The organism is Pseudomonas sp. (genome assembly GCF_028293835.1).
Taxonomy (GTDB): Bacteria; Pseudomonadota; Gammaproteobacteria; order Pseudomonadales; family Pseudomonadaceae; genus Aquipseudomonas.
Genome location: NZ_JAQGNX010000003.1, coordinates 1 through 20,494 on the forward strand (window position 1 = coordinate 1; position 20,494 = coordinate 20,494).

At 55.6% G+C, this 20,494-nt stretch carries 15 protein-coding genes, 1 tRNA gene and 4 pseudogenes; 14 read left to right on the top strand and 6 right to left on the bottom strand.

The window, feature by feature from the left end:
* The 4 genes and pseudogenes from ihfA to JWR17_RS00435 all read left to right on the top strand — a co-directional run.
* Positions 1-78 (top strand): annotated as a pseudogene (gene ihfA, locus JWR17_RS00420) (integration host factor subunit alpha); the annotation flags it as partial.
* Complete coding sequence (locus JWR17_RS00425; RefSeq protein ID WP_299827223.1) at positions 59-415, top strand: MerR family transcriptional regulator; 357 nt, start codon at positions 59-61, stop codon at positions 413-415. The pseudogene ihfA and the gene JWR17_RS00425, both read left to right, overlap by 20 nt.
* Before the next feature lie 88 nt (positions 416-503).
* Positions 504-580: transfer RNA gene (locus tag JWR17_RS00430), tRNA-Pro, on the top strand.
* Positions 581-875: 295 nt separating this feature from the next.
* Positions 876-1,189: pseudogene (locus tag JWR17_RS00435) on the top strand (XRE family transcriptional regulator).
* A gap of 51 nt (positions 1,190-1,240) precedes the next feature.
* Here JWR17_RS00435 and JWR17_RS00440 read toward each other — a convergent pair.
* Together JWR17_RS00440 and JWR17_RS00445 are read right to left on the bottom strand one after the other, a co-directional pair.
* Complete coding sequence (locus JWR17_RS00440; RefSeq protein WP_299827225.1) at positions 1,241-1,612, bottom strand: DUF1353 domain-containing protein; 372 nt, start codon at positions 1,610-1,612, stop codon at positions 1,241-1,243.
* A complete protein-coding gene (locus JWR17_RS00445) occupies positions 1,609-2,061 on the bottom strand; it encodes a DUF4376 domain-containing protein (protein WP_299827227.1) in 453 nt (150 codons plus the stop codon). The genes JWR17_RS00440 and JWR17_RS00445 overlap by 4 nt, the downstream gene beginning before the upstream one ends.
* A gap of 881 nt (positions 2,062-2,942) precedes the next feature.
* Between JWR17_RS00445 and JWR17_RS00450 the strand changes: the two genes are divergently transcribed.
* The 9 genes and pseudogenes from JWR17_RS00450 (at position 2,943) to JWR17_RS00490 (ending at position 14,802) form a co-directional block, all read left to right on the top strand.
* Entirely contained in the window at positions 2,943-3,275 is a 333-nt protein-coding gene (locus JWR17_RS00450) for a hypothetical protein (RefSeq protein WP_299827242.1), read from the top strand.
* 13 nt (positions 3,276-3,288) lie between these two features.
* Positions 3,289-3,589: pseudogene (locus JWR17_RS00455) on the top strand (aldehyde dehydrogenase family protein); the annotation flags it as partial.
* Positions 3,590-3,922: 333 nt separating this feature from the next.
* Positions 3,923-4,555, top strand: coding sequence for an EAL domain-containing protein (locus JWR17_RS00460; protein WP_299827244.1), 633 nt, complete (start codon positions 3,923-3,925; stop codon positions 4,553-4,555).
* A gap of 340 nt (positions 4,556-4,895) precedes the next feature.
* Positions 4,896-6,065, top strand: coding sequence for an EAL domain-containing protein (locus JWR17_RS00465; protein ID WP_299827229.1), 1,170 nt, complete (start codon positions 4,896-4,898; stop codon positions 6,063-6,065).
* Positions 6,066-6,222: 157 nt separating this feature from the next.
* Complete coding sequence (locus JWR17_RS00470) at positions 6,223-6,849, top strand: response regulator transcription factor (RefSeq protein ID WP_299827246.1); 627 nt, start codon at positions 6,223-6,225, stop codon at positions 6,847-6,849.
* Complete coding sequence (locus JWR17_RS00475) at positions 6,849-9,026, top strand: ATP-binding protein (protein ID WP_299827230.1); 2,178 nt, start codon at positions 6,849-6,851, stop codon at positions 9,024-9,026. The genes JWR17_RS00470 and JWR17_RS00475 overlap by 1 nt, the downstream gene beginning before the upstream one ends.
* Positions 9,027-9,203: 177 nt before the next feature.
* Positions 9,204-10,418 (top strand): EAL domain-containing response regulator, encoded by a 1,215-nt coding sequence (locus JWR17_RS00480; RefSeq protein ID WP_299827232.1) that lies wholly within the window; start codon positions 9,204-9,206, stop codon positions 10,416-10,418.
* An 87-nt stretch (positions 10,419-10,505) separates the two neighbouring features.
* Positions 10,506-10,928: a histidine kinase gene (locus tag JWR17_RS00485; RefSeq protein WP_299827234.1), complete on the top strand. Its 423-nt coding sequence runs from the start codon at positions 10,506-10,508 to the stop codon at positions 10,926-10,928.
* A gap of 292 nt (positions 10,929-11,220) precedes the next feature.
* On the top strand, positions 11,221-14,802 hold the full coding sequence (locus JWR17_RS00490; protein ID WP_299827248.1) for a transporter substrate-binding domain-containing protein: 3,582 nt from the start codon (positions 11,221-11,223) through the stop codon (positions 14,800-14,802).
* Positions 14,803-14,876: 74 nt separating this feature from the next.
* Here the strand turns inward: JWR17_RS00490 and JWR17_RS00495 are convergent.
* The 4 genes and pseudogenes from JWR17_RS00495 to JWR17_RS00510 all read right to left on the bottom strand — a co-directional run.
* Positions 14,877-15,641 (bottom strand): annotated as a pseudogene (locus JWR17_RS00495) (amino acid permease); the annotation flags it as partial.
* A complete protein-coding gene (locus JWR17_RS00500; RefSeq protein WP_299827250.1) occupies positions 15,619-15,765 on the bottom strand; it encodes a hypothetical protein in 147 nt (48 codons plus the stop codon). The gene JWR17_RS00500 and the pseudogene JWR17_RS00495, both read right to left, overlap by 23 nt.
* Positions 15,762-16,145, bottom strand: a complete 384-nt coding sequence (locus JWR17_RS00505) for a PAS domain-containing protein (RefSeq protein ID WP_299827236.1) — start codon at positions 16,143-16,145, stop codon at positions 15,762-15,764. The genes JWR17_RS00500 and JWR17_RS00505 overlap by 4 nt, the downstream gene beginning before the upstream one ends.
* Before the next feature lie 173 nt (positions 16,146-16,318).
* Positions 16,319-16,891, bottom strand: a complete 573-nt coding sequence (locus JWR17_RS00510) for a PAS domain-containing protein (protein WP_299827238.1) — start codon at positions 16,889-16,891, stop codon at positions 16,319-16,321.
* Positions 16,892-18,462: 1,571 nt separating this feature from the next.
* On the opposite strand from JWR17_RS00510, the gene JWR17_RS00515 reads away from it, so the two are divergent.
* On the top strand, positions 18,463-20,494 hold a 2,032-nt coding region (locus JWR17_RS00515; protein ID WP_299827240.1), incomplete at its 3' end, for an autotransporter-associated beta strand repeat-containing protein.

Here is a 20,494-nt window from a genome sequence, read left to right on the forward strand (position 1 = left end):
GCTCGCCGTGTGGTCACCTTTCGTCCAGGGCAGAAGTTGAAGGCCCGAGTTGAGGCTTATGCTGGAACCAAGTCATAACGACGAGCTACCGCCCATTCCAGGCAAACGCTACTTCACCATCGGTGAAGTCAGCGAGCTCTGTGCGGTAAAACCGCATGTTTTGCGTTATTGGGAGCAGGAGTTTCCTCAACTCAATCCGGTCAAACGACGCGGAAACCGCCGGTATTATCAGCGACAGGACGTGTTGATGATCCGGCAGATCCGCGCCTTGCTCTACGACCAGGGTTTCACCATTGGCGGTGCGCGCTTGCGCATGTCCAGCGACGAAGCCAAGGACGACACGACCCAATACAAACAACTGATCCGGCAAATGATTTCAGAGCTGGAGGACGTACTGGGCGTTTTGCGCAAGTGAGTTTGTCGGGACATACTTTATTAATTCAAACGGTTAGGCTATATTCCTGATCGTATTTCGCAGATGCGAAAACAGAGACACGCCTAGTCGGGGCGTAGCGCAGTCCGGTAGCGCACTAGCATGGGGTGCTAGGGGTCGAGTGTTCGAATCACTCCGTCCCGACCATATTATTCAATGACTTAGCCCAATCTGAAAAGGTTGGGCTTTTTCATGTATGCGATTTTTGCCTTTTGGTAGTGAATTGAGATTTGTTAAAACTTCAAGTCCGCCTATCTCGGTTAGCCTGTAAGCGAGCGCCGGATCTGGCACCGCCTGACGAGATGTTTGGCACAGTGCTGGCACTGATTGAGGTCGTGGTTTATCGCGAAGAATGGCACTGAGCACTAACGAGTGACTGAGTTAAATACTGTATAGATAAACAGTTATAGTCATTCTCCTCACCCATGCCTTGGAATGTGCTATGACTGCTGAAGAGTTTGACCGTGACTACCTGACCATCGAAGCGATGTCGATACGCCAATTCAGGCCTGAGCATTGCGTCGAAGCTCGCCAGATGCTCGACTAGTCTGTTGAGAAGCTTGCGGCGGAATCGGGCGTATCCAACGATTCGAAGCTAAAGACAAGTTGCTGGACGTTACTAAGCTCGCTCTGGCGTTCAGACTGGAGGAAGAAAGATTGGTTTTTCTTCCCGGTTTCTCCCCCAGCAGAGGCGAGAATGTCAGGGGTGCAGCCCCTGATCCAAGAACCCGTACCGACTTTGCGATGATTGAGTAACGCTGCATCTCATCATCGGATGTCGGCCACCAACTAGGCCGACATCAGCCTCTAAGCTGGTTTATAACGCTTTGCGCCGCCGACTCTCACACCTATCCAGAATAAAGCTGCCCGCCATTTCGCTACTCCCTCTGCCCGCAACGCTCTGTACAGTAGATCATCGGCTTGGCGCCGCGAGACTTGGCCATTTGTATACGGCCAATCATGGGCAGTGGCTGCGTAGTTACCGTACCCTGCAACGAGGGCATACAGCACGATCAAGACCGCATTATGCAGCACCCAGATGCTGGCGAAGTCGGTCTGAAAACCGACCGGGACAGTGATCTGGCCCAGTTCGTCATCCTGATATACTAGATCGGCCAGCAGCGTGTGCCCCCATTTACCGGTCTGTTCGGTTTTGAGTGTGGTCAGGTAGGTGCTCATACCGGCCAACCTTCGCCGAGCATATCTGCAGTAAATGTCCCATCCTCTAGAGCGGCCAGTAGCTCGCCTTCCCGATCAAAACAGGCTTGGACATGGGCGTGAACCGCTGTGGCGACACCAATCAGCTGCGACGCGGTCAGTTCGATCGGGCCGTTAACTGTCTTCCACGTACAGATATAAGTAGCATCGATCACTGCTGATAGGGTCGCCCCGGTGATCAATGCCTGGCTGTCTCGACCCGTATCAATGGCGATGCCGTTCAGCGTGATGCCTGCTGTTTCATGCCTGTAACGCTCGGCAGATATCAGCTCTTGAGTGTCAAGCACAGGTGCCGATGCGGCGGCCAGCTGCAGCGCTTCAGCCTCGTCGATTGCGATCATGCCTACTGGCGCATCCTTGGCATTATCAAAAGCAAACACGTTATTACTTGCATCAACAAAGTAGTGCATTACGATACCTCGCTCCAGGTTAGCAACGTATAAGATCCGGCCGGAAGAAGGTAGGTAGCGCCGGCTGGAACTAAGAAAGATCCCGTGATGCTGAATCCGCTGGACGGGTATGACGACCCGGACATTTGCACGCCGTTAACAACAAGCGTGCAGGTCTGATTGGTTGCAGTTGAGGCTAAAGCTACATTCACACCAATATCCAGTAGGCACCATCATGCTCATTACATTCATCAATCCGCGACTTCTTTTATCCCAATCACATGCTGCGATCGTCATCGGTCGTCTGATGGGGGCCGTCGCTCGCACGAACGGGCCGGCTTACCGTGTCTTTCTGGATGTACCGGGCGATGAGCAGGTCAAGCCTACTCCGCTCTCCAGCCTATTCGACTGTGTGCCACAGATTGACGAGGCGTACGCGGACCACTGCGACGATGAACATCAAGACGTGTTCTGGATGGCGTACCGAGGGATTGGCTCGAACGCACCCCGCCGGGGCTGGTCTCATGAACAGTACGGAAACAGGCTATCTAAGCACCGCTCAATCGATGAATGCGCTGGTCGATAGGATTCGGCTGCTGCTCAGCCGCCAAGAGGTGGCTACATCTGAGGAGCTCGATTGGAGATCTGAGGGGGCAGGGGCTGCCCGGATGGACGTAGCCAACCACCTGGCCGTCGCGAAAGGCACTAGGTACGGGTAGGTCTGCTGAGTTGATAGGTGAACGCATGCCAACATGTTGGCGGCGGACATGGAGGCTAATCAATCAATCCTAGGCCTTACGAGCCTAGGTTGCTACGAGCCCGTCCTCGCGCTTGGATATTGCGACCTCTTGGCGGTTGATAGGATTCGGCTAGTTTTACAAAGCGCCCCTCTGAAACTAAACATAATTAAAGAATTGACAGAAGAAGAGATGCGCCAAGCGTTGTTTGGTAATGCAGAACTACCTACGGCGGTTGACGCGCCCAGTGTGCAAGAACCCCATCCGACCGGCATGACTGTGCCGCCAGCGAAGGCTGCGACGAAAGAGAGGGTTTCCAAAGCCTTCACACCGAGGCTCAAGGTCATCCTCCGGGTTGGAAATGAATTCGAAGGTGAAACATACGAGATAAGCCCTGAAGCCGATACGCTTAGCACCCACTCTGCAGAGCAAGAAGCCACCAAGGCTGCGAGAAAAAAGTTCAGGTATGTGGAAGTGATATCGATCAAGTCGATGTAACGTGACCTTAGCACGCGCCAAGACTTTGCCAACTGGTGAATCATCCGAAAGCGCGCATGGTGTCGCTGACGGGTTCGATTGCCACCGGCGCCACTATCATTTCCAGCACCGCCGACAGCGTCAAACGCATGCACATGAAACTGGGCGGCAAGGCGCCTATGATCATCTTCAACGACGCCGATATCGACGCGGCTGTAGGAGGCCTTCGCACCTTTGGCTTTTACAGCGCGGGCCAGGATTGCACGGCTGCCTGCCGGATTTATGCACAGGTCGATATCTACGATGCGTTCGTCGAGAAGCTCGGCGCGGCCGTCGCCATTATCAAATGTGGTTACGCAACGCGGCAGTCACGGAGTTGGGGGCGGATGTCAGCGTGAGCAAAAACACCACGGTAGGTATTTCCTACAACGGCCAGTTTGGCTCGGGCTACCAGCAGAGCTCGGGCAGCGTCAACGCCAATTGGCGATTCTGAGGCTGGCCTTCATCGCCGCTAGATGAAGGTCAACACGTCACGTACATCAATAAACCGAAACCGATGTTCGGCAGTGCCGGCATCTTTGCGTGTGCCTATTTCCTGTGAGATACCCTGATGGCTATCCTCCCGTTACGCGTTTTGGTTCTTGAATATCATCCCCTCCAGCGCTCAGTTGCGCTCAACATGGCCGAGCAGTTGGGGTGTCAGGAGGTGTTCGTCGCCGCCGACGGGATTTAATCTGCAGGCGATGCAGTTGACCAATCCGGAGCTCACCTCAAGGATCAAAACCATTCTGAGTGCTCATGGTACGCCAGGCCCAAGTCTGACGTTCGAGCTGTCCGGGAGCGGTTTGCTTGAGGCTCCAGCAACGGCGCTGGAAAGTCCGGTACGCCTACAGATGATGGGCTGTCGGCTCTCCATCGATGACTTAGGCGCAGGTTTTTCGTCGTTACAGCGGCTGTGCCAACTGCCTTTCAACGAGATCAAGCTCGACGGAGAATTCGTTCGTACCCTCGAGCACGAACCGCGCTGTCGAGCGGTCATCAGCAGCACCCTGACGTTAGGTGAAACTCTGGGCATGACGGTCGTGATCGAGGGCATTGGGACCGAGGAGCAGCGCCAGGAATTGGTACCGCTCGGGTGTAATCAAGGGCAGGGGTATCTCCGCGAACGGCCAATGAGTGGCGCCGACTTGTTGAGTTGGCTGGATGCACGGCGCATTTCTGATCCCAGTGTTTTTCAGGAAGGTTATCGATACGACGATCAGCCTTCTCTCGCCACGGGAAAATGTGGGCATTGCCACTGATCCTGAGCAAGCCAGTGAATAAGTCCACTGCCAATTTATTCAGGGAAACGCGGTGATACTTAGCTGTTTAATATCCTTTGTCCCGGAATTTTTCATACCCCGTAGTCCAGATCGATCTCGTCCCTGGTCGTATCCATCCGGCGAAGTCATCCAGCCGGTGCACAAAGATATGGCATCCGTCCGGCGTTCGAGCGAGTCGGCGGGAACGTTCGCTGCAGCTGTGCACGACGTCTCCATCATCTTCGGAAATTTCCCTATGGTCAGCAGGAAAACGGCTTTCGTAATTTTCGAACAAAAACGTCAGCATAGCCTCGACAATAAATCGAGGGCTTGGAAAAAAATGATTTCTTTACGGGTTCTCGTACTCGAAAATCAGCTACCGAAACGCAAAGCCATTACCGATGCGTTGACCGGTCTGGGCGTCCGGGCGGTGTTTCATGCGGGTGAGTGTGGTAAAGCGATTGACGTCGTTCGTCGCACCGATGGCGTTGATATTGTGGTGTGTGATCTGAGCAGCAAAAATATCGGCTATTTCGATTTTCTGTTGGCGGCAGGCAAAGCACGATTGGTCAGTGCCGTGGTTTTATGCTCCGCGCTGGAGCCGCAATTGTTGCGGGCGGTAGAGCGAATCAACGTCTTATCGCAGATCCGTTTAATCGGCATTATCAGTGCTGACGATTCTATGCAAAAAAACCTGGGGTCGATTTTGCGCAACTACGCCAAGCGCAAAGCCTTGGCGCTACCGATCCCTTTGGATACCTTCAAATTGCCCTCTGAGCCTGAAGTCAGAAAGGGCTTGGAAGCGGGGGAGTTCAAGGCATGGTTTCAGCCCAAGTTCAATTTACGCACGGGGGAGTTATCCGGCGTAGAAGCCTTGGCGCGATGGGAGCATCCTAGCCGTGGCCTGTTGTTGCCCCAAGAGTTTCTGTCGGCGGTGGTGGCTTATGACTTGATCGATGAAATGTTCAAGCAGGTATTTGCCCAAGGGCTTGAGCTGTTGGTGTGCCTGCCTCGCTCTAATCTGCAGATCGCCTTCAATCTACATGCCTCACAACTGGCAAATTTAGACTTGGCGTTATTCATTGAAAACGCCTTGAAAGCACGTGATCTTCCTGGGTCGTCATTGATGTTTGAGGTGGCGGAAAACGGCCTGCTGGAAATGCCGGTCGTTACGATGAACAGTTTGTTGCGTTTACGGTTATTGGGTTGTGGTCTATCGGTCGATGATTTTGGGATGGGCTTCTCGTCCTTGACATTGCTGTGTCAATTACCGTTCAACCAACTGAAGCTCGACAGTTCAGTGGTTCGGGACTTGTCCGATTACCGCAGCAAAACCATGGTGGCATCCGCCATCGCTCTGGCCCGGGCGCTGGAAATGAGCCTGGTGATCGAGGGCGTTAGTAGTCAGGACATCAGTGATCAAGTGCTTGCCATGGGCGGAACGCTCGCGCAGGGCTTTCACCTGGCAAAGCCGATGAATGCTCGGCGTCTGCAGGAGTGGCTGGATTGATTGAGTCAATCTGATAGACAGAGCGCGAAGGAAGGTTGATAACCTCTAGTATCGATGCCCGGCAGAATTAAACCCTGCCGGGCATGCGTGTGCACTCGCTTTATGTCTCATCAGCTTCGTTGTCGATATCCAAGTGAATAGGATGAGTGAGGAAGATATGCGTAAAGCATTGGTTGTGGATGACCACCCGATTGTTCGGGCAACCGTAAAAATGGTATTGAAACAGGAGAATTTCGAGATTGTGGCCGAGTCGGGTGATGGTGCCGATGCGGTGCAGCAGGCACGCGAGGTCGCCCCGGATCTGGTGGTGCTGGATATTTCCATGCCCAAACTCGATGGTCTGGAAGTGATCAGGCGTATTGTCGACTTGAATCTCTCGACCCGGATTCTGGTATTGACGTCCCTGGAGCCGGGTTTGTACCTTAAACGTTGCATGAACGCCGGGGCTGCTGGTTTTATTTCGAAAATCGATGACTTGGATGACCTGCGCCGCGCCGTCAAAGTCTTGATGTCGGGTTATACCTATTTCCCTAACCTGAATATTGGCTCGGTCCGTCGCAGTGACACCGAGATGAACGAAGCGCGGGTGATAGAAAGTTTGTCCGATCGGGAATTGTTAATCTTCAAACACTTGGCGTTGGGGCTCAGTAATAAAGAAATCGGCGATCTGATGTTGCTCAGCAATAAAACCATCAGCACCTATAAAACACGTTTGTTGGAACGGTTTGAGGTGACCTCCGTGGTGTCGCTGGCGGAAGTGGCCAAGCGCAACAGTATTATCTGATGATCGCCGCCAAGGGAATTATCGCGTCATTGCTGATCGCCGCGTTGCCGATGCTGGCGCAGGCTGAGATATCTTCTGCGAGCGCACCCGCGAACTCAACGGAGAGTCCCGGCTTCGAGCTCGACATGGCGGTTCATACCCGCGGGGCATCGACCTTTTACTGGAGCATGCTGCTGGCCGGTCTGGGTTCGGTTGTCTGCTGGCACGGCGGTGTGTTGTGGTGGCGGCGCAAAACGGACAACCCGGCCCGCGCCCTGGCGGCGCACGTGGCCAAGATGCGCGCGATGATTGACAGCACGCCGCAGCCGATTTTCATCCGCGACAGCGAGGGCCGATTGGTCGCCTGCAACGCCAGTTATCTCGACTTCTTTTCGCTGGACCTGCACGAGCTGCTGGGCCAGAAAATCACTGACGGCCAGCACATGGATCCCGTCGAGGCTCGGCAGTATCACGAGTTTTACCTCAAGGTCATGCGAGAGCGGGTGCCTGAAATCGGCGGCGGCGTTCTGGTTGCGCCCTACGGCAATACCGTCGCCATTTTTCACTGGATCTTTCCGTGTTTCGACCAGCGAGGGCGGGTCATTGGCGTCATGGCCGGCTGGATCGATTTCACGGATCGCCAGCATTTACTGGATCAGTTGAAGGCCTCCCAACAGGTGGCAGAAGAAGCCAACAAGGCCAAGACCTTATTCCTGGCCACCATGAGTCATGAAATACGTACGCCTATGAATGGTGTGTTGGGCATGCTGGAGATGGCCAGCAAACGCGCCGAGCAAGGCATTATTGATCGGGTCTCGTTGGACGTGGCGTCCAGTGCGGCCAACAGCATGGTTGATCTGCTGGGTGACATCCTAGATATCGTGCGTATCGAGGCGGGGCACCTGACGCTGGCGCCGAAAAGGGCCAACCTGGGAGAGGAAGCACGTAAAATCGTACGTATTTTTGATGGGGTGGCGCAGCAAAAATTTCTGGAGCTGAGGGTCGACTTCGATCCCCAGTCTGATTGTGAAGTGCTGGTTGACGCCTTGCGGCTCAAACAGGTGATGTCAAATCTGTTGAGCAACGCGATCAAATTCACCGTTAAGGGTGAAGTGCACTTTACCCTGCACTGCGCCCCGACTGCCGACGGCACCGAGCTCGACATGACTTTGAGCGTGGTGGACACCGGCATCGGTATCTCCCCGGAAAATCAGGCCCTGTTGTTCAACCCTTTCACCCAGGTCGGCCACACCATTGAAGCGATGCGAGCCGGCTCCGGATTGGGTCTGACAATTAGCCGCGCATTGTGCGAGATGATGGGCGGGCGTTTGACCCTCTCGAGTACGTTGGGCCAGGGCACCCGGATCGAAGTCGCGTTGCGGCTGCCGATACTGAAAAGGCTTGAATCGACCAGCAGCGAAGTCGTGGAACCGGTGGTTCGTGCTAGACGCTTGAATGTGTTGGTCATCGACGATTACCCGGCCAATCGCTTGCTGCTTTCCCAGCAGCTGAATTACCTGGGGCATGACGTCAGTGACGCGGAGGATGGCGCACACGGCTTGAGGGCGTGGCGCCAAGGTGCTTTTGATGTGGTGATCACCGACAGCCATATGCCCATCATGAACGGCTACGACCTTGCGCAAGCAATCCGCGACGAGGAACAGCGACTGGGATCGGCGCGTTGTGTGATCGTGGGCTTGACCGCCAATGCCCAGCCCGAAGAAAAGCAACGTTGCCTGGATGCCGGGATGGACGATTGCCTGTTCAAACCCATCAGGCTCAAGGACATGAGTGCCTATTTGTCGGTGATCCAGCCCGTAATGCGCCCCCAAAAATCATTGGTCGCGGTCGCCGTTGTGGGACGAGGTCATGACATCGACCTCTCATCGCTTCATCAACTGGCGCAGGGCGATCAGGAGGCAATTAATACCATTATCAAGGACATGGCGCTCAGCCTGGATGAAGACCTGAACGTGTTGGCGCGACATTACCTGGCCATGGACCTTGCGGGACTGGCCGACCTGGCGCACCGGATCAAAGGGGGCGGGCGGATCGTCGGCGCGCAGAACGTACTCATCAGTTGCGCCGAACTGGAAAAAGCCTGTCTTGGTGCAGAGCCTGCGCGGGTGATCGTCGCCGTCGAAGCCTTGCAGCAAGCGATGGCGACATTGCGCAATGCGCTGCTCGCACTGGGATGAGTCCACAGGCTTCGGCGTGATGTTGCATGCAGGGTGGCCCAACGGAAAATTCCCAAGGGAGGGGGAAATTTCCGGGGAACCTATGGACGTTTCCCGGCAATCCAAGGATCGTTCCTAAATACACATAGGGCGTGCGTTGTAATAATTCACACGTCCCCCATCATATGTGTAACTACCATGTCTTTCTTGCCGATACGTATTCTGGTTATTGAGGAGCACCCTTTTAAACGGCTTGTCGCGACTCGCGTTTTTCAGGATCTGGGTTGTAGCGAAGTCATGGCGGTTACAAACAGTGCGGCTGCAATGGAAATACTCAAGCGCACCGGTCCGGTGGATATTGTGGTGTGCAGTTTGAAACTTCACTGCCTGCAAGGGCTCACGGTCGTAGAAGAACTTAGCCGTGGTGGTTATATCCATTCCATCATTATTTGCAGCCTGCACCCCACGGACTTGCACACTGCAATAGGGCGAATGTTGGCGATGCACGGTGTCGACGTGCTGGGTTATGTCGATACACCCGTGCGGTCAAGTGCGATTGCGCCGATGTTGGGTCGTTTCCTTGAAAAGTTAGGCGCTGACAAGGTTGATGTCTCTCGTCCCGTCAGCTTCAAACTTTCGACCAGGGCGGAGTTGAAGCAGGCGTTTGCGGCCAGTGAATTCAAAGCGTTCTTTCAGCCGAAATTCAATCTCGTTTCCGGTGTTGTCGACAGCATGGAAGTCCTGGCCCGGTGGGAGCACCCTGTCCATGGACTATTGAATCCGGGGGGGTTTCTACCGTTGTTGTGCAGCTTCAAATTGATGGATGAATTGTTTTTCTCGCAATTAGAACAAGGGTTGTTTCTGCTGCGCGAAGCATCGGCGCAGGGGCGGCACTTGAAGCTCGCGTTCAATGTGCAGGCCGAGCAGTTTGGTAGCCCGGTGCTCGTTGCCCGCATCAGTGAACTGATCGAGCGGTACCAGGTGCCGGCGTCACGCTTAACCTTTGAAATTACCGAAAGTGGGCTGATCGAAACGTCCCCCGCCGTTCTGGAAAGTCTAATTCGTTTGCGGATGATGGGTACCGGGTTGTCCATTGATGACTTTGGTATCGGGTTTTCTTCGCTCGAGCGTCTTTGTCAGTTGCCGTTCACGGAGATAAAGCTCGACGCCAGTTTTATTCGCGATCTGGCCTCCAGTGTCTGTAACCGCGCCGTCGTCAGCAGCACGCTGGCGCTGGGCAAGGCACTGAACATGTCGGTCGTCGTGGAGGGTGTGGAAACCGAACTCCAACGCCGGTTGTTGATCCAGCTCGGGTGTATTCAAGCCCAGGGCTACTTGTGCGCACGCCCCATGAACGCCGAAAGATTGCTGTCATGGGTGGCACAGAAAAACGCGTTTATCAACAAGATTTAAGAGTTTTTGTCGTTGGTAGACCGCCTCCGTTCCCTTGTCTGGGGCTGCGTACTGCCAGCTTTGTCACGATAGAAAGTAAGGTATCCCATGGCCAATCCACGGTTGCGTATATTGTTAGTTGATGAAGAACACTCCCGGCGACTGAGTATAGAAAAGCATCTTGCAGGGCTTGGCTATCATCGTGTTGCCCCCCTTGTCTCCTTGCGTGAGTTGCTGATTATTCTCAGTTGCGAGTCCTATCATTTTGATCTGGTGGTTATCAATGAGTCCGTGTTAAGTGGCGGCGGAGCAGCGCTTGAGTTAGCGGTTCGTGGCAGTCCGGATATCAAGAATCTATTGGTGTATCAAAGCGGGAAGGTAGAACTGCCATCCTCGATTCGAACCTCGGTGTCGGCTATGAATTTCTCAATGTCCTGCCCTCCCGATAAAGAGGCGATTCGGCAAGTCATGAGTGTCATTGATCGGGTTGAAGTGCGGGCGATGAACGATGAAGTACTTCATTCCAGTTAGTGTATTTTTCGATCAAGCAAAGAACTTTCCATCCTGCTTTAGGAAGTTTCCGATGCTCGCGCAGGACGTTTCACTTTGAAAGTGAAAACGGAAGGAAAGATCATGGATCACCAGCAGCCTTCGAGTGGACCCGGTCGAGACCCCGATTGATGCCACCCATGGTGTATGGATGTATTTGGCCACTCTTGCTACACGTAATGACCTGATATGAGTGAGAAATTGTCTGCGCAACTTTCTGCTTGCTGCATTTGTGCTCGGCCCATTGGGAAGTATTGCGACAGCACAGGCCGAGGTGCAATCCTTGAACCTCCTCGGTCGTTCAAATGGCGAGGGCTTCGCCGTCGCTTTGAACGAGTTGGACTGGCGTTGGCTGCGCAGCAAGCGCTCGTTGCGATTAGGTGTATCGGCGCCGGATTACGCGCCCTTCGACATGATCACCAATGGCCAGGATTACGAAGGACTCACGGCAGACTACGCTGGGCTGCTCGCCTCCCTGCTGCACACCAGGATCGAGGTTCGCCGTTATGACTCTCGAACCGAGGAGATACACGCGCTCAAACGCGGTGAGCTGGATCTGGTAGGCACGGCCAACAGTTTCGAGGGATCGGATCCTGAGCTGGTAATGAGCAGTGCCTATGCCGAAGCTCAGCCAACACTGGTGACCCGCAGTGGCGCAGATCAGACGTTGAAGCCTGATCTGGCTGATAGTCGTCTGGCCATGCTCGATCACTATCAACCCACGGTTGCGACTCGCTTGAGCTATCCCAAGGCTGAGCTGAAATTTTATCCCTCCGGCCCCAGCGCTATTGGGGCCGTGGTATTTGGTCAGGCCGATGTATATCTGGGCGACTCCATCAGCGCCAATTATCTGGTCAACAAAAACTATGTAAACGATGTTCACGTGATAGGCGTACCGGGTGCGCGAGCGACGTATTTCTCGTTTGCCATGATGGGTGACAATCAACATTTGTTGCGCATCACCAATGCCGCGTTGGCCGTGGTTCCCCTGTCGGAGCGTCTGGTAATTCTCCGCCGTTGGAGTGCCGCTGGCATGGACATGCCCGGCCTCCATCCCCTGCATTTCAGCGCGACTGAACAACGCTGGCTGGACAAGCATCCCCGTCTGAAAGTCTCGGTCAACGAGACCTTGGCACCTGTATCGTTCTTCGACGCGCAAGGCGAATTCCGCGGTATCAGTGCCGAGGTCCTGGCCAAGATCAGCCAGCGCACGGGTTTGCAGTTCGACGTGGTCCGCGCGAGCTCGACCAGTGAGCAGGTCAAACAACTCAGGAAGGGTGAAGCCGACCTGATCGCGGCGTTCAATCCCAATGTCGAGCGTGAAAGCGAGCTACGTTTCTCTCGACCTTACTTGACCAATCCTTTTGTCTTGATTGGTTCGACCGAGGCGGGTAACACGGCCACTCTGGATGACATGATCGGTAAAAAAGTGGCGCTCTGGCGCGGTAGCGTGCTGCATGATTTCATCAGCAAAACCTTTCCCGGCATTCAACTGATCGAGACAGCGACGTCAGCCGACGCCATGGCGTTGGTGGCCAAGGGCGAGGCTGACGGCGCCATCAATTCGCTGATCAGTGCCCGTTACCTTATTTTGCGTTCGTTCGTAGACCGCTTGCGCGTGACCAGTATCGTTGGCGTGCAGTCATTGCGCCTTGGCTTCGCCATCGACCGAGGTGCGCTGGAGCTGTATTCGATTTTGGATAAAGCACTGCAAAGCATTCCCCCCGAGGAAATGGATGAGTTGACCAACCGTTGGCATAGCGACGTGGTGGTCGAGAGTGGCTGGGCGCACAACCGCCTGGCGATCATCCAGGGCTTTGCCATCGCCGTGCTGCTGTTGTTGGTGGCAGGGGGCTGGATCATTTACCTGCGCAGGTTGATTGGGATGCGCCTGAAGGCCGGGATGGCGCTCAATGATCAGGTTCAGTTCATGCGCGTCTTGATTGACGGTACTCCGCATCCGATTTATGTGCGTGATCGTCAGGGCAGGTTGATGGATTGTAACTCAGCCTATCTCAACATCATGGGCGTGTGCCGCGAGGCGGTGATAGGCAAGTTGATCACCGATGGCGGCGGCTTGGCCGATTCAAAAGAAGCCCAGAGCTACCACGATGAATACATGAAGGTCATGAGTGAGGGCGAGCCGCGCATACATGACCGCGTTGTTGCCCGGGCTCGCGGCAAGATACTGACGGTTTATCACTGGATGTTGCCGTATCGCACCAGCGAAGGCGTGGTCAAGGGCATAATTGCCGGCTGGATCGATATCAGTGAACGCCAGCGTCTGTTCGATCAATTGCAGAATGCCAAGAAAAGCGCGGATGACGCTAACCGGGCGAAAACGACCTTCTTGGCGACCATGAGCCACGAAATCCGCACCCCGATGAATGCCGTGATCGGCATGCTCGAACTGGCGATGAAGAAGGCCGATCAAGGCGTCACGGACCGGTTCGCGATCGAAGTTGCGTCAGGCGCTGCGCGCGGGCTGCTGGACCTGATCGGCGACATTCTCGATATTGCGCGCATTGAGTCAGGACGCCTGTCCCTCGCCCCGGAACGAGCTAGCTTGCGCGAGTTGGTCGAGTCGGTGGTACGGATATTCGACGGAGTGGCTCGGCAAAAAGACCTACGTCTGGTGCTGGATTTCGACCTCAAGGCCAGCCGCGACGTATTGATCGACCCGCTACGCTTCAAACAAATTCTGTCCAACCTGCTGAGCAACGCCATCAAGTTCACTAACGACGGCGACATAAGCCTGAGCGTGCGGGCGGTGCCCAACGCGGACGGCGAGCGTTTAACGATTCATGTGCAGGTCAAGGACACCGGCATCGGTATTTCTGCCGAAGATCAAGAACAGTTGTTCAGCCCGTTCGCCCAGGCTAGCAATAATCACCAGTCGGCAAGGGGCGGTTCGGGGCTGGGATTGGTGATCAGCCGGACCCTGTGTGAAATGATGCAGGGCCAATTGCACCTGATAAGTGTGCTGGGCAAGGGTACGCAGGTTGATATTTCCCTCGACCTGCTGACCTTACAACCCATGCCCGCTGCCACGTTGCCCTTGGTTGAGTTGATATCGCAGACGCGGACCCTCAACATTCTGGTGGTCGACGATTACCCGGCCAACCGATCGTTGTTGTCCCAGCAACTGACCTATCTCGGCCACGGCGTCAGCGATGCCGAAGACGGCGCTCACGGCCTGCGCGCCTGGCGCACCGGTGACTTCGATGTCGTCATTACCGACTGCAACATGCCGGTCATGAACGGTTACGAACTGACGCGGGCCATTCGCGGTGAAGAGAAGTCTTCCGGTGCCAGGCCCTGCTTGATCCTGGGCTTCACCGCCAATGCCCAGCCTGAGGAAAAGGATCGTTGCCTGGACGCCGGTATGGACGACTGCGTGTTCAAACCCATCAGCCTCCGGGATTTAAGTGCCCGACTGGCATTGCTGCCACCCGGCACCGGGATACTGCCCCCAGGCGAGAAGTTGCCCGAGGCTGGAAGCGATATTGATTTGAGCAGTTTGCAGCAACTGGCGCGTGGTGATCTCACCGCGATCAAAAACTTGCTCAGCGACCTGCTCGTCTGTAACGAAGAGGACAGGGCGCGGCTGATCAGATTGTTCGACGCCCGTGATTTAGCGGGGCTTTCCAATCTGGCCCATCGGATCAAGGGGGGCGTATCCATCATTAAGGCACGTTGTTTGATCCAGTGTTGCGAACAATTGGAAACCGCCAGTATGGGGTTGGACGTTGCGATGTTGATTGAAGCGGTGGAGGCGTTGCAGCTGGCGATGGTGCGATTGGGGCAAACACTGAAGCAACACATTGGTGCCGATGTGACGGGTAGGGCGTCATAGATGTTGGTCGCTACACCTGGATGTATACGGAGATAATCGACCACCTCTGGCGCATGGGTGTTATGAAACGGTCGTTATTGCCCAGTGGTATTGGCAATCGTAGTTTCAATTACACCGGCTGCGCCGGACCTTCGCCTTCGACTCTCGTAGGGTTTGCCCAGCAGCATGTAAACGAAGCCGGCGCCCATCACAATAAGCGTGGTCAGGATCATCGCGTAGTTGACGTACCACGGAGCATCCGGTGAGCGCGGCCAGATCATGTTGACGATGGCGCACAGGCCATAGATCAGGGCCGCCAGGTTCACCCAAAGGCCCCAGGCACCAAGCGTAAATTGACCGTTTGGACGCCAGCCTTTGGCACGAGCAATCGCGGCAGCAATGACGATTAACTGAAACGCGACGTAGATACCAATCGCTGCAAAGCCAACGATGGTCGCCACGGCATCCGCCATGAACATTCCCAGGCAGACGATGGCTGCCGGCACCTGACCACTGATCAGCAGTGCAAACGATGGCACGTGGTGGACGAGAGACGCTTGAACAGTGAGCTGCCGACGATCATTTCATCCCTGGCGTAGGCAAACAATAACGGCTGGCTGCGGCTTGCAGGCTCAGGACGCAGGAAATGAAGACACCATCACGACTGCCATCACCAAGCGAGAGCCGACTGGGCCGAAGGCGTTGGCAAGGATGGTGGCGACCGGATCGGTGTCTTCGCCGGCCAGGACCTTTGCAATGTCCGGCACCGACAAGATCAACGCCAGGCAGGCAAACATCGCTGCTGCTCCGCCAATGTAAATGGTCATGCGCATGGCTTTAGGAATGCGCTTGCCTGGGTTTGAAGCTGTCGAGCAAGGCGTGCAGCGCTGGTGTTTCCAGCAATGCGCGAAGGGCCTCTCTACTGACATTTATTGAAGAGCGCATGCCCATCTGCAGCGTGGGTAGCAGGTTATTGTCTTTCATCGGTGCAACTCTTGCCCATGGCGCACACCCTGGTTTTCGCGAAACACCGCAACCCGCCAGGCCACGCTTTCACGAATCAGGATGCGCGAACAATGCACGTTGAAGTTCAAGTCGCGCCCACTTAAAACAGGCAGTCGTAGGGTATGCCAGGTGCGTTCGGGCAGGGGCTTATCCAGCAACAGACGGACAATGCCGGCGCCTTGGTTAATGCCAAAGGTCTCTTCGAAGGCTGCATTGCGCCATTGTGGTTGCAGGTGTTCATCGATCACCAGCACCGCATCCGGCACCGCATCGAAGACCCGGCGCAAGGCATCGATACGTTGTTCGGCGTCGTGCTGTATTCGCAATTCCTGACTGACGTCGCGAATGCTGCCCCACATCCGCAGCAGATATTCGTTGACGATGTCGCCCGAACATCGTTCTCGACGTAGGCCGGTGAGCCATCGTGATGGCTGTCCACCGAGAGCGCTCAGTCGACGCTGAAACCGGCTTCGATCAAGCGCCGCACGAACTCCTCGTTGGCCGGGCTGCGCGGCCAATAGAGGCGAACCGGTTACTGGTTGAAGTCGACATCCGCCGGCATCTCATAAACGCCGGCCATGGCCCGATTGCACATCCTCCAGTGGGAGTCGTTTTCGAATACCTGGCGGACGATTTCATCCTGCGATGTGTTGATGTTCACCGCCTCGCTGAACTCGATGCACCAGTAGGCGACCTTCGCGCTTTGCAGCATCTGACTCATCACTTCATTGGCGTTGTGCATCTCTCGTAGCCGATGGGCTAGCGCCCCGAGCGGAATTTTCAACAGATGCAAGCGCGCGGGTTGAACCGATCTCCACTCCAGCAGCCCGCAGGCAACCACTTGCAGCAGACCGCCATTGTGGCGAATCAGAGTCAGTTCCAAGCTATGAATTATCTGGTCGGCGGGTGGATTGGCGAATAGCAACTGCAAGGTACGTATTGATTCGGCACTGTAGATACGTTCAATCGGCTGGTTCCGCAGTTCCTCTGGCGAGTAACCCAATTGATCGCTCAGACTTGCGGACAGACTGACGAGTCTCCCGTCGGCACTCACGGTGCCTGAAAGGGGCTGGACTTTATTAACCAGTAAATTCAGGGTGTCCATCGATTAATCGGCTCGATTTGGCTTATGGGTTACTGGTCGAAAAGATTCAGGCTATTTAGCCAAGGGCATATCTCATGCCAAAAAGAGGCCAGTAAACATTGCAACTAAAGAACTCCTGAGTGAGGGGGTGCTGTTAATTGCAGCGAAGTGCGCATTTTTGCAGCAGCCTGACAGTGTACATCTGCGAATCATCCCAACCATTCTGGTCTTTCAGCAAGCGGCTGCCGAGGCTCTATCCCCTTCGCGCTTGAAGCAGTGTCATCGGATGAAGATCAAGTATGGAGCATAGCTTTCAGTACCGACGCGAAAAGGGGCTCCCTGACCTTCTTGACTTGCGTCGAGAGCGAAGGAACATGACGAAGTAAGGTGCCTTTGGTTCGGTATTCACATTGGATGAGGCAGTTCATCGCCGATGCTGATCGAAGAATAAAAGCCTTCTGCCATACCCAAGGAGATTTCCCTGCTGTATGCAGGAAGCGGTTTTCGTAATTCGTCAATAAATACGGCAGCATGGCCGCAACGAGAACAAGTCCGTTACCCATATGATTTCTTTACAAGCTCCTGCATGGGCGAAATATTGCCCTGCAGGTTGCATCCAATCGCCATGTGTCGCAGTTGGCCCGCTTCGATTTGGCGTTGTACATCGAAAACGCGTTGAATGAGCACGATCTACCGGCTCGGCATTGATGTTTGAGTTGGCTGAAAAGGGCCAGTTTGATATGCCGGTGATCACCCGGAAAAGTTTGCTGTGTCTGCGTTTACAGGGATGCGGTCTGTCCATCGATGAATAGCCAGCAGTGAACGGGTACGGGCTGGACTAGGCTCTGCCGGTGTAGTTGCTTGCCTCACTGCACGTCTTCCCGTTTTGTAATCTGGGTCCAGATCAACAGGATAAGTGAGATAGCTATGTGCAAGGCGCTGGTGCTGTGTGATCACCCGATAGTTTGGGCTACGGTCAAAAATGGTCTTGACGCAGGAAGGTGCCGCTGATCGGCAGCGGCAGCCTGGTGGCGCTGGTGTGACGCCCGCGGCTGCACAGCGTGGGCTGAAGGCTCGGAAAATTCCTGGTCGTGCAGGAAATTTCCGTTCTGCGAGGGGATTTTTCCCTGCGGGTTTTGGGAGCGATCCTAAATACATAGCATGGGGGGCGCGCGATAATTTGCCCGCCGGATCGGAAGTCCATCAGGCAAGTCACGGGTTTTATCGACAGGGCAGAGTTGCATGAGTTGTACGGTAAGCAACGGGTGTCTATTTAGTTGTGTCTGTTCGAAAAGTGATTGACGTTTTAATTCGTTGAGACTATTTATTAACATTACTTGTCGTGCTCTTTTGGCGCTGTTGTTGTTAGGTTCGCGGCAAGGTGCATATGTTTTTTATCGTGCACCGAGTATTTACCACGAACGATGCCGGCATGTAAGTGGTGGCACCTCGTAGAATAAGTAACTCTGTTCTTGCAAAGTAAAAAAGTTACATCCTTGATCGGTATGCCTAGTGGCTGTGACGGTCTGTCGAGCGCGGGACGAAAAAGTATTTTCCTTTCTGCGTAATGTTCATCAATAAAGGAAATTTCCATGCGAGTCCGCCCTTCGTCGTTCGGTCCTGCACTTCAGGTAGCCGTACCGTCCACACGAACAGTTTTGCCACACGGCAGCCGTCTTTCCCTGCTCGTGGTGAGCCTGATGCTGGCCTTTCCCGGCACCAGCCATGCCGGTGGCGCCGCGGGTGGGAACAGCGCCGCCGGTACGCCCAACACCGGTGGTGGCGCTGGCGCCGGCTACGGCGTCGGCGGCGTTATCACTTCCAGCGGTGCAAACGCCATTGTCGCAAGCGGCACTGCCTCTGCGGGTGGCACTCCAGGCGGTGCAGGTAAGGTCGGCACTGCCACCAGCGGCGGGGGTGGCGGCGGCATAGGGAGTAGCCAATCATCTCTAAATGGTCTGGCATCTGCGGTGACTGGTGGTGCTGGCGGTAGTAACGGAGGCCCCGCTGGCCCCGGGGGCGGTGGCGACGGTCTGGTCCTGAGCAGCGGTGGCACCCTTATCTCCGCCGTCACCGGTGGTGCCGGTGGTAATTCCACCACCTTTGCTGCTGGCGCTGGTGGTGGCGCCGGCATTGTCTATACAGCATCAGGTACTAACTTGACGATCACGAAGGCCGTAACTGGCGGCGCTGGCGGCCAGTCCAATGGTTCTACCGGCGGTGGCGGTAGCGGTGTATGGGTAACCTCGGCCGGCAACTTGAGCGTAACGGCAGGAAGCGTCACGGGCGGCGCTGGTGGTCTCCCCACCGTCCCCACCGGCATCTCCGGTACAGGCGGTGCTGGCGTCGTCTTCAGCGCTGCTGGCGCTGCACTGGACGTCAGCGGACAAGTTTCCGGCGGTAACTCTCTCGGTCTCGGTGGTATTGGGGGCGCCGGCGTGAATATCATTTCCGGCGGCGCCACGGTGACGGTCGAAAGTGGCGGGTCCATTGCCGGGGGCACAGGAGGCAGTCAAATAGGAGGAGCTTTGAATGCCACAAGCGGCGCCGGCGGCGCCGGCAGCGGAGGCGCCCCAGGCGGGATTGGGAGTGGCCAAACTAATTCAGGCGGCGTCGGCATCGCTGCGGCAGGTGGCGGCAATACGATCATCACTGGCGGCGCCATCAGTGGTGGAATGGCCGGGGGAATACAAGCCAACGCCATCACCTTCAGCGGCTTTGTCGGCAACAACACCCTGAAACTTCTGTCGGGCTACAGCTTTACCGGCAATGTGGCGGCGGGGTTAATAGGCACTAACCATCTGATCCTGGGCGGTGATATCAGCCCGACGGCGAGCTTCAATGTCTCTGGCATCGTCGCTCCCAGCGGGCCGCTGACCGCTAACATTACCAACTATACGGGATTTAAAGCTTTCCAAAAAACCGACGCCAGCACCTGGACGCTGACGGGGAGCACGGGCGCAGTGACGCCCTGGGTGGTATCGGGCGGCACCCTGTCGGTCTCACTCGACGGTGCGTTGGGTGCCACATCCGGTGGATTGACGCTCGACGGCGGTACCTTGCAGAACACGGCTACTTTTCTCCCGACCGCACGTAATGTCACGCTGACCGCCAACGGCGGAACGCTGGATACCGCCGATGCCGACCTGACACTGACAGGTGTGGTTTCGGGGCCGGGCGGATTGACCAAGGCAGGGGACGGCACGCTAGTCTTGACCGGCGCTAACACCTACACCGGCGGTACCTCCATTTCGGGCGGCACCCTGTCAGTCTCAAGCTACGGTGCGTTGGGTGCCTCCGGCGATTTGACGCTGGACGGCGGTACCTTGCAGAACACCGCCGCTTTTACGGTCGCACGTAATATCGATTTGACCGCCAACGGCGGAACGCTGGATACCGTCGGGGCCGACCTAACGATCGCGAGTACGGTTACGGGGGCCGGCGTATTGATCAAGGAGGGGGATGGCAGTCTCATTTTGCCGAGATTCGTCTTCACCGACATCTCCATCGCCCAAGGCACCGTGCAAGTGGGCAATGGTGGTGCGACCGGCAACCTCCAGGGCGACGTTGCCACGAGCACCGGCACCACGCTGGCTTTTGATCACAGCGATCCCTACGCATTCG